This window comes from Rugamonas violacea (assembly GCF_016461825.1).
Taxonomy (GTDB): domain Bacteria; phylum Pseudomonadota; class Gammaproteobacteria; order Burkholderiales; family Burkholderiaceae_D; genus Rugamonas.
In genome coordinates this window covers 22,114-31,329 of sequence record NZ_JAEMNU010000139.1, presented here as the reverse complement: position 1 = coordinate 31,329, position 9,216 = coordinate 22,114, and the positions used below count along the sequence as shown (strand labels likewise).

Genomic DNA, 9,216 nt, shown 5'->3' with positions numbered 1-9,216 from the left:
CAAAGGCGGAGAGCCGGGGTCGGACCCGTTGGGTCCGACCCCAGATTTGCGCCTGTGGTTTTTTGGACAACACCCAAGACGCTACGCGATGGCCAGCGCCGTTCTCAATGCGGCGCCGGCGCGGTCGAACAGCTGGCGCGCCTTGGGCGTCACGCCGAGCATGTGGATGCAGGCGTGGACCATGCCGTCCAGGCGCTCGCAACGCACCTCGACGCCGTCCAACCGCAGGCGCCGGGCATAGCTCTCGCCCTCGTCGCGCAGCGGGTCGTACTCGCTGACCAAGACGGTCGCCGGCGGCAGGCCGGCCAGCGACACCGCCCGCAACGGCGCGGCGTAGGGCGAGGCGGCATCCGCATCCACATCGGCATCCGCATTCGCATCGGCATCGGCATCGGCATCGTCGCGCAGATAGGCGCTCCAGCAGAACTGCATGATGTCGCGCGTCAGCGAGTAGCCCTGGGCGAACTCCTTGTACGAAGCGGTGGAGAAATCCGCCTCCAGTGCGGGGTAGATCAGCAGTTGGTGGGCCAGCGGCGGGCCGTTGCGGTCGCGCGCCAGCAGGGCCGCTGCGGCCGCCAGATTGCCGCCGGCGCTGTCGCCGCCGACGGCGATGCGCTCGCGGTCCAGTCCCAGCAGCTCGGCGTGCGCGCTGATCCAGCACAGCGCGCCGTAGAAGTCCTCCAGCGGCACGGGGAACTTGTGCTCGGGCGCCAGCCGATAGTCGACCGACAGCACGACACAGCCGGTGGCGTTGGCCAGGGCGCGGCAGGGATTGTCGTACAGCTCCAGCGAACCGAGGCACCAGCCGCCGCCGTGGGCGAAGACGATGGCCGGCAGCGCCGCCGTCTCGGCGGTGTCGGGTGTCTCGTCGGCGCCGGCCGGCGCGTAGGCGCGCACGCGCACCGGATGCTGGCCGTGGCCGGGCGCGTTGAAGTCCTTGACCCAGGCCACCTCCTGCAAGGGGCCGTGCTGCGCGCGCAGGCCGCTTTCGGTGGCGGCGCGGATCTCGGCCAGGGTAGCCGGCGCCGGTCCGCCGGCGGGCTGGTTCAACCATGCGGCGATGTGGGGATCGAGGCTCATGCGCGCGCTTCTCCGTTCAGGAAGGGAAGCAGATGCGCCAGGAAGTCCTGCGGATTTTCCTCCATCACGAAGTGGCCGGAGTCGGCGATCATCGCGCCGCGCAGGTTGATGGCGCGACCCTGCATGGTGAGCAGCGGCGCGTCCTTGGTGGCGTGTTCGGCGCCGATCGCCAGCACCGGCATGGTCAATGCCGACTCGGCGCGCAGCAGGTTCTGCCTGATCGTTTCCGGAATCGCCCGGTAGTAGGCGAAGCCGGCGCGCAGCGCGCCCGGCGTGGCGTAGGCCTCGGTGTAGACGGCGGCGGCGACGCGGTCGCGGCGATACGACCACTTGTCCAGCATGAAGCCGATGTACTCGCGTTCCTTGCCGGCGGTGAGCGCCTCGGGCAGGTCGTGCACCTGGTTGAACATGAAGTGCCAGAGGAAGATGTTGTCCTCCGGCGCGACGAAGATGGGCGGCGCCGGCGCCAGGCCGGGAATCACCGCCTCGGTCAGCGCCAGCTTGCCGACCACGCCGGGATGGTCGCTGGCCAAGGCGTAGCCGACCCACATGCCGATGTCGTGGCCGACCACGTCGTATTCGGCGTGGCCGAGCCGCGCCATCACCCGGTGCAGGGTGTCGGCGATGGCGCCGGTGTCGTAGCCGCCGGCCGGGCGGTCGGAGTGGCCGGTGCCGGGCGGGTCGACGGCGATCGCCAGATAGCCTTGCTCGGCCAGCGCGGCCATGACGTGGCGCCAGGCGTACCAGGTTTGCGGCCAGCCGGGGATCAGCAGCACGGGGCGGCCGGCGCCGGCGCTGACGCAGTGGATGCGGTTGCCGTCGATGCGCACGTAGTCGTGGCTGAAGTCGTCCGCTGGGTGGTTGGTTGTGGCGAGTGCTTGGTGCATGGGGTTCCTTGTGTTGGCGGGTTGCGGCATCAGCCGATGCCGAGCAGCTGCTTCATTTGCTGCGGATTGATCGGTGCGCCGGCGAAGTCGTCGAAGATCTTGTCGGTGACGGGAATGATGTGGGCGTTGATGAAGTCGACGCCCTCCCTGGCGCCGTTCTCCTGGTGCTTGAGGCAGCATTCCCATTCCAGCGCGGCCCAACCGGCGTAGTCGTACTGGGTCAGCTTGGAGAAGATCGCCTTGAAGTCGACCTGGCCGTCGCCCAGCGAGCGGAAGCGCCCGGCGCGGTTCTCCCACGATTGATAGCCGCCGTAGATGCCTTGTCGTCCGCTTGGATTGAACTCGGCGTCCTTCACATGGAACATGCGGATGCGCTCCTTGTAGATGTCGATGAAGTCGAGGTAGTTCAGCTGCTGCAGCACGAAGTGGCTGGGGTCGTAGAGCATGTTGCAGCGCTGGTGCCGGCCGACCCGGTCGTAGAACATCTCGAAGCTGACGCCGTCGTGCAGATCCTCGCTGGGATGGATCTCGTAGCACAGGTTGACACCCTGTTCGTCGCAGGCGTCGAGCACCGGCAGCCAGCGTTTGGCCAGTTCGTCGAAGGCGGTTTCGATCAGGCCGGCCGGGCGCTGTGGGAAGGGGAACAGGTAGGGCCAGGCGAAGGAGCCGGAGAAGGTGCCCATCTCGGTCAACCCCAGGCGGCGCGAAGCCTTGGCCGACATCAGCAGGCGCTCGATGGCCCAGGCGGTGCGCGCCTGCGGCTTGCCGTGCAGTTCGGCCGGCGCGAAGCTGTCGCACATGGCGTCGTAGGCGGGGTGCACGGCGACCAGCTGGCCGAAAATGTGGGTGGTCAGTTCGCTGAGCACCAGGCCGTGGCCGGCCAGCATGCCGACGATGTCGTCGCAGTAGGTCTGGCTGACGGCGGCGGTGGCCACGTCGAACAGGCGCTGATCCCAGGCCGGCAGTTGCAGGGCCTTGAAGCCGGTGTCGCTGGCCCAGGCGGCAATCGAGGGCAGGTCGTTGAAGGGGGCTGCGGTGTCGCTGAATTGGGCGAGGTGCAGGCTGGGTCCTTTGATGGTTCGCATTTTTTATCGGCTCCTATTGTTTGTCGATCAACAAAGAATAGGTGAAATTTTCCACACGGTCAAGCGCCCGGCCGAAAAAATTGTTTGGGTGTTTGTCCGCCGGTGCGCCGGATGGAGCGGCTATACTGGCCGTCCTGGTGTTTGTGCTGAGGTAAATGATGGCTGGTAGGCCAAGAGAATTCGACCGCGAACTGGCGCTGGAAAAGGCCAGGGACGCATTTTGGGAGCGCGGCTATGAGGGCGTCGCCATGTCCGACCTGGTGGCGGCGCTGGGCATCGCCTCGGCGCGCATCTACGCCGCCTTCGGCTCGAAGGAGCAGCTGTTCCGCGAGGCGGTGGAGCTGTACGCGGCCGGCGAGGGTGGCTTTGCCGATCGCGCCCTGGCGCAGGAGGCGACGGCGCGCGGCGCCATCGAACGCATGCTGCGCGAGGCGGTGCTGCTATACACCCGCAGCGGCCGGCCGCACGGCTGCATGGTGGTGTCGGCGGCGACCAACTGCAGCAGCCAGAATGACGCCGTCATCGTCTGGCTGGGCGAATTCCGCCGCGCCCGCACCAAGTCGATCATCGACCGGCTGCGCCTGGCCTTGAAAGCCGGCGAGCTGAAGGCGGGGACCGACGTGGTGGCGCTGGGCGACGCCTACGCGACGCTGCTGCACGGCCTGTCGGTGCAGGCGCGCGACGGCGTCGGCAAGACGCGGCTGCTGGCCATGCTCACCCCGGCGATGGCGGCGCTGGAGCTGGCCGGCCGGGGCTGACGCGGCGTCCGCCGGACGCTGGCCGAGAGGGCGGCGACGGTGGACGTGAAAAAGCCGCCCGGCGTCGTCGACGCGGGCGGCTTTTGTTGATCGGCGCCGTGCGGGCGCGGATCAGGAATTGTCGTTGCGGTACTTGTCGAAATTGGCTGCGAAGTCGGCGAAGTTCTCGCGCATCATTTCCTCGTGCTGCGCCAGGTAGTACTTGATGGCGGCTTCCTTGTTCTCGTTGAACACCTCGACCGTCGGGCTCACGGCCGACAGCATGTAGGCGTTGAAGCGGCTGGCCGAGTACAGCAGGCTGGGACCGATGATGCTGCGGTCGATGGTCTGCGCCTTTTCGTTGGCGATCCCGATGAAGGTGTCGACCAGTTGCCAGTAGTGCTTATCGTTTTCAGTTTTTTCGCTCATGAGCCACACCTTCGTTTGATGAAGCAGGCATCCTGCCATGAATCGCCCGGTAGCTCAACTATTTTTCGACGGAGGGGTGATGCGGACGGAAATGCGGTTGTTGTGGAGGGAATCATCTGGGTATGAATACGCAGGGGGACAGGCCAAGTCTTTTTGCGCGACGTGCAAATTTCTGATCATCGAAGGAGGCGACACTAGCGCACTGGCGAAAACTGGCATGGTGCAATGCGTCGGCGAAGTCCAAGCCGGCTTCGCAGTGCGCAAGGGCTTGCTCAACTGCAGTGCGGTCCTCTACGAAAATTTGCTTCTGTCCCAACAGATGCTTGACGACAGCAATTGCTTCCAGTCGGTCGAATTCGTAGTAGCCCCGCATGAGCCATTCAAGCTCAAGAATGACCGTCTTGCACACCATTAATGCCTGGCCGGATTCAATCAAACGACATGCCGCGAGGCGTTGTCGTCCTGCCTCGGCGTCACTCCCGTCGTCAATGTAGTAGCGCGCCAAGATATTGGTGTCGAGGCCGATCATTACTTGACTAACGTAGCGGGATCCAAATCCACAGGGACGGCTGGGCGTCGGCTTTTCAGCATGCCGAAACCGTTTTCGCCACCGCTTGTCGACGAGTTATTTACGCGCATTTCGACGTGGTCACCGACCAGAGTAAACTCGATGCGGCTGCCTTGCCGGATGCCCAGTTGTTGCCTAACCTGCTTGGGAATGGTGACCTGCCCCTTGCTGGTGACCGAAGTGATTTCCATTGCAGCCTCCTTGTCATGCCAGATAATACTAACATTGCGAAATTTCCCGTACAAGCCTTTAGCTTTGTGTGATTTGACACAGAGCCAGGACAATGTGGCGGGTCCCGCCTCGCCTTGTTACTCTGCCATAGCAATCCCGCTTGGCATATACTGGCGGGCAGGCGCCGCGATCTTGCCCCGCCTGCCGACATGACGACTATGAACAAGCCCCTCTCCACCGAACTGGTTCCGCCCGCCGCCGCGCCGCGCGCGCGCACGGCGGCGGGGCGCGCCGGCGCCGGCGCTGGTTCGGACCGGGGCGGCCGCACCCGCGAGCTGATCCTGCGGGCGACGCAGGAGATCATCGCCGCCCATGGCCTGTCCGGCGTCAGCCACCGCGCCATCGCCGCCAGGGCGCAGGTGCGGTTGTCGCTGACCAGCTACCATTTCGGCTCGCTGGAGGAGCTGCTCGAAGCCAGCTTCGACGCCTATCGCGGCCATACCCAGGCGCGCCGCGAGGCGCTGCTGGCGTCGGCCGAGACGCACATCGCGCACTTCCTCGGCACGCCGCCCGGCGCGGACAAGCTGCCGGCCTTCGCCGCCGCGCTGGCCGACACGCTGGCCCGCTACGTGCGCGCCGGCGTCGTCGAGCACCGCACCGACCTGGCCGTCGAATGCAGCTTCCTGTTCGCCTGGAACCTGCCGCCGACCTTGCGCGCCAAGGTCGACGCGCACAGCCGCGAGCTGGTGCAATTGGCGGCGCAGGTGTTCAGCCGCATCGGCAGCCGCAGCGCCGAGGTGGACAGCGGGCTGCTGCTGGCCTGCATCCGCCAGCTCGAATTCACCCAGGTCTCGACCGGCGAGGCGGCCGCCGTCGAGACGCTGCGGCTGACCTTGTACCGCTTGCTGCTGGGCCTGTTGATGGCCGGCGACAGCGTGCCGCCGGCCTGAGCGGCGCCACTCCCTTCGGCGGCGTGCGCCGCCGCCGCCAGTCAAACCCATAGACAACATCTGGGGTCGGACCCGGCGGGGTCCGACCCCGGCTCTGCGCCTGTGGGGCTTGTCCGCATCCCTGCTGTCCTGACGCCGCCGTTCTTTCCGCCGCTGCCCGCCCCCTCGGTTTGCCCCCCGCCGCTTGTGGTTGATCGGTCACACCTATGTTGACAGTGTTGTCAAACAGTGTAAGTATTGGACGGTCGTCCAATATTGATTTTTCCTTCGTGGGGAGTGCCGATGCAGATGCGTAGCGTAAGCGGGCTGGTCTTGTTTGTCTTGATGGCGGCCGGCGCCGGCCGGGCCGGTGCGGCCGAGTTGAGCGAACGCCAGTCATTGTTGTTGGCCAACAACTGCCTGCAATGCCATGCCCGTCCCGGCGTGCCGGCGCCGCAGATCGGCGACGCCGCCGCCTGGAAGAAGGTCGCCGAGAAGGGCGAGGCGGCGTTGCTGGCCAACGCCGTGCAGGGCCTGGGCGGCATGCCGCCGCTGGGTTATTGCAGCGCCTGCACCGAGCAGGATTTCCGCGCGCTGATCCGCTTCATGGCCGCGCTGCCGGCGCCGGCCGGAGCGGTCAAATGATCCGCCGCAGCTTCCTGCGCGCGGCCGCCGCCGGCGCCGCCGTCGGCGTGCTGCCCGCCTGCGGCCACGGCGACGCGGTGCCGCACAGCCCCGTCAATTTCGTCGCCGGCAAACCTCTGCCGTGGATCAACTGGTCGGGCAACCAGAGCTGCACCCCGGCGCTGCGCCTGGCGCCGGCCAGCGAGGCCGAGCTGGTCGACGCGCTCAAGGGCGCCAGCGGCGTGGTGCGCGCGGTCGGCGCCAGCCATTCGTTCAGCGCGGTGGTGCCGACCGACGGCACCTTGATCGCCACCGATCTGCTCAGCGGCCTGGTCGGCCACGACGCCGCCAGCCTGCGGGCCGAGATATGGGCCGGCACGCGCATGCACGCGCTCGGCCCGTTGCTGCACGGCGTCGGCCAGGCGGTGCCCAACATGCCGGACATGGACTACCCGGCGATGGGCGGCGCCATCGTCAACTCGGTGCACGGCACCGGCCAGCGCTACGGCTCAATGTCGTCCTGCGTGACGGCGCTGACGCTGGCCACGCCGTCCGGCCAGTTGATCGACTGCAGCGCGACCAGCAACAGCGAAATCTTCCACGCCGCCCGCACGTCGGTCGGCGCGCTCGGCATCGTCTCGCGCATGACGCTGCAAAACGAGAAGCCGTTCCGCCTGGTCGAAACCACGCGCATCGAAAAAACCGAGGACGTGCTGGCCGAACTGGCCAAGCGCTGCGCCGCGCACCGCAACTTCGAGTTCCTGCCGCTGCCCCATTCGACCTTGGCGGTGACCGTGGCCACCGACCTGGCCGGGCCGAACGACACGCCGTCCGGCGAGGACGACCCGGAGGCCGTCAACTCGCTGCGCACGCTGCTGCAGGCGGTCAGTTGGATACCCGGCATGGGCGAGGCGGCCTACGACAAGCTGCTCGCCACCTTCCTCGCCGGCGGCGCGGCGCAGGTGCGCGTCGGCCATTCCTTCGACGTGTTCCCCCACGTGCGCGTGGTGCGCTTCCGCGAGATGGAGTACACCGTGCCGGCCGAGTCGGGGCCTGACTGCGTGCGCGAGATCCTGCGCACCATCCGCCAGCGCAAGCTGCCGATCGCCTTCCCGCTGGAGTACCGCTACGTCAAGGCCGACGACATCTGGCTGTCGATGTTCGAGGGCCGCGACGGCTGCTCGATCTCGGTGCACCAGTACGGCGACACCGACCACCGCGCCTACTTCGCCGAGATCGAACCGATCTTCTGGAAGTACCAGGGCCGGCCGCACTGGGGCAAGCTGCACACCCTCGACGCGGCGCGGCTGGCCGCGCTCTACCCGCGCCACTGGAAGGACTTCCAGCAGCTGCGGCGCAGCCTCGATCCCCAGGGCCGCATGATGAATGCGCATTTGAAGCATATTTTCGGAGTCTGAATGGTCACTCGTCGAACCTTCCTGGCGGCCGGTGCCGGCGCCGCCGCCGTCGCGGCCGTCGCCGCCAAACCGCGCGACGCCGGCGGCCCGTATCCGGCTTATTTCGCCGCGCTCAACCGCACGCTGCGGGCCCAGCGCGTCGACCACCCGGTGCTGCTGATCGACCTCGATCGGCTCGACCGCAACATCGCCCGGCTGAAGAAATCGGTCGCGGTGGCGCCGGCCAAGGGCTACCGCATCGTCGTCAAGTCGCTGCCCAGCCCGGGCTTGATCGACTACGTCGCCAAGGCCGCCGGCACCAATCTGTTCATGGCCTTCCACCGGCCCTTCCTGAACGCGTTGGCGGCGCTGCGGCCGGACGCCGACATCCTGCTCGGCAAACCGATGCCGGTCGACGCGGCGCGCCAGTTCTACGCCGAGAACAAGGGCGCCTTCCGGCCCGAGACGCAGTTGCAATGGCTCATCGACAGCAACGCCCGGCTGCAGCAGTACCAGCGCCTGGCGCGCCAGTTGGGCGTCAAGATGCGCATCAACTGCGAGATCGACGTCGGCCTGCATCGCGGCGGCTTCGCCAGCCACGACGAGATGGCGCAGGCGCTGGCCACCATCGCCGCCGATCCGCAGTTTCTCGAATTCTCCGGCTTCATGGGCTACGACGCGCACCTGATGGGACTGCCCGGCTTCCTCGCCGAGCGCGAGTTTCCGCGCGTGCGCGAACGCTACCAGGGCTATATCGATCTGCTCAAGGCCAACCATCCGGCCATGGCCGCCAAGCCGCTGTGCTTCAACGGCGCCGGCAGCCCGACTTTCCAGCGCTACCAGGGCGACGCCATGCTCAACGAGATTTCGGCCGGCACCTGCCTGATGAAGCCCAGCCACTACGACCTGCCTTCGCTGGCCGAGTACGAGCCGGCGGCCTACATCGCCGCGCCGGTGCTCAAGCGCCTGGCGCACACGCGCCTGCCGGCGCTGGAGTGGAGCGCGCCGCTGCTGGAGGGCTGGGACCCGAACATGGCGCAGACCTACTTCATCTACAGCGGCAACTGGCTGGCCGAGCCGGAGGCGCCGCCCGGCATGCGTCCCAACTTCGCCTACGTCAGCTCGAACCAGCAGGGGCTGAACGCTTCGACGGCGGTGCCGCTCGAGGTCGACGATTTCGTCTTCCTGCGGCCGCTGCAAAGCGAGGCGGTGCTGCTGCAGTTCGGTGACCTGGTGGCGCTACGGGGCGACAAAATCGTCGAGCGCTGGCCGGTGTTGCAGGCGGGGAGCTAGGCCGATTGCGGGATTG

11 protein-coding genes are annotated in these 9,216 nt (G+C 67.2%); 5 read left to right on the top strand and 6 right to left on the bottom strand.

The features are described 5' to 3' along the window. Positions 1–81: 81 nt before the first annotated feature. The 3 genes from H7U20_RS26110 to H7U20_RS26100 are packed head-to-tail and all read right to left on the bottom strand — an operon-like array spanning position 82 to position 3,052. Positions 82–1,080: an alpha/beta hydrolase gene (locus tag H7U20_RS26110; protein ID WP_199762072.1), complete on the bottom strand. Its 999-nt coding sequence runs from the start codon at positions 1,078–1,080 to the stop codon at positions 82–84. Continuing rightward, positions 1,077–1,967, bottom strand: coding sequence for an alpha/beta fold hydrolase (locus tag H7U20_RS26105; protein WP_199762071.1), 891 nt, complete (start codon positions 1,965–1,967; stop codon positions 1,077–1,079). Before H7U20_RS26105 ends, H7U20_RS26110 begins: the two co-directional genes overlap by 4 nt. A gap of 29 nt (positions 1,968–1,996) precedes the next feature. Beyond that, positions 1,997–3,052 carry a sugar phosphate isomerase/epimerase family protein gene (locus H7U20_RS26100; protein WP_199762070.1) on the bottom strand — a complete coding sequence of 352 codons (1,056 nt, stop codon included), beginning with the start codon at positions 3,050–3,052 and terminating at the stop codon, positions 1,997–1,999. Between the two features lie 158 nt (positions 3,053–3,210). On the opposite strand from H7U20_RS26100, the gene H7U20_RS26095 reads away from it, so the two are divergent. Further along, positions 3,211–3,810 (top strand): TetR/AcrR family transcriptional regulator, encoded by a 600-nt coding sequence (locus H7U20_RS26095; RefSeq protein WP_199762146.1) that lies wholly within the window; start codon positions 3,211–3,213, stop codon positions 3,808–3,810. Positions 3,811–3,921: 111 nt separating this feature from the next. On the opposite strand, the gene H7U20_RS26090 is transcribed toward H7U20_RS26095, so the two are convergent. The 3 genes from H7U20_RS26090 to H7U20_RS26080 all read right to left on the bottom strand — a co-directional run bounded on the left by H7U20_RS26090 (position 3,922) and on the right by H7U20_RS26080 (position 4,977). Further along, positions 3,922–4,218 carry a DUF3144 domain-containing protein gene (locus H7U20_RS26090; RefSeq protein ID WP_199762069.1) on the bottom strand — a complete coding sequence of 99 codons (297 nt, stop codon included), beginning with the start codon at positions 4,216–4,218 and terminating at the stop codon, positions 3,922–3,924. A 112-nt stretch (positions 4,219–4,330) separates the two neighbouring features. Next, entirely contained in the window at positions 4,331–4,747 is a 417-nt protein-coding gene (locus H7U20_RS26085) for a type II toxin-antitoxin system VapC family toxin (protein ID WP_199762068.1), read from the bottom strand. Next, positions 4,747–4,977 carry an AbrB/MazE/SpoVT family DNA-binding domain-containing protein gene (locus tag H7U20_RS26080; protein ID WP_199762067.1) on the bottom strand — a complete coding sequence of 77 codons (231 nt, stop codon included), beginning with the start codon at positions 4,975–4,977 and terminating at the stop codon, positions 4,747–4,749. The genes H7U20_RS26085 and H7U20_RS26080 overlap by 1 nt, the downstream gene beginning before the upstream one ends. 198 nt (positions 4,978–5,175) lie before the next feature. Between H7U20_RS26080 and H7U20_RS26075 the strand changes: the two genes are divergently transcribed. The 4 genes from H7U20_RS26075 (at position 5,176) to H7U20_RS26060 (ending at position 9,200) form a co-directional block, all read left to right on the top strand. Then, positions 5,176–5,907: a TetR/AcrR family transcriptional regulator gene (locus H7U20_RS26075; protein ID WP_199762066.1), complete on the top strand. Its 732-nt coding sequence runs from the start codon at positions 5,176–5,178 to the stop codon at positions 5,905–5,907. A gap of 282 nt (positions 5,908–6,189) precedes the next feature. After that, on the top strand, positions 6,190–6,531 hold the full coding sequence (locus H7U20_RS26070; protein ID WP_199762065.1) for a c-type cytochrome: 342 nt from the start codon (positions 6,190–6,192) through the stop codon (positions 6,529–6,531). Further along, a complete protein-coding gene (locus tag H7U20_RS26065) occupies positions 6,528–7,928 on the top strand; it encodes a D-arabinono-1,4-lactone oxidase (RefSeq protein ID WP_199762064.1) in 1,401 nt (466 codons plus the stop codon). Before H7U20_RS26070 ends, H7U20_RS26065 begins: the two co-directional genes overlap by 4 nt. Beyond that, positions 7,929–9,200, top strand: coding sequence for an alanine racemase (locus H7U20_RS26060; protein WP_199762063.1), 1,272 nt, complete (start codon positions 7,929–7,931; stop codon positions 9,198–9,200). The last annotated feature ends 16 nt before the right edge of the window (positions 9,201–9,216 follow it).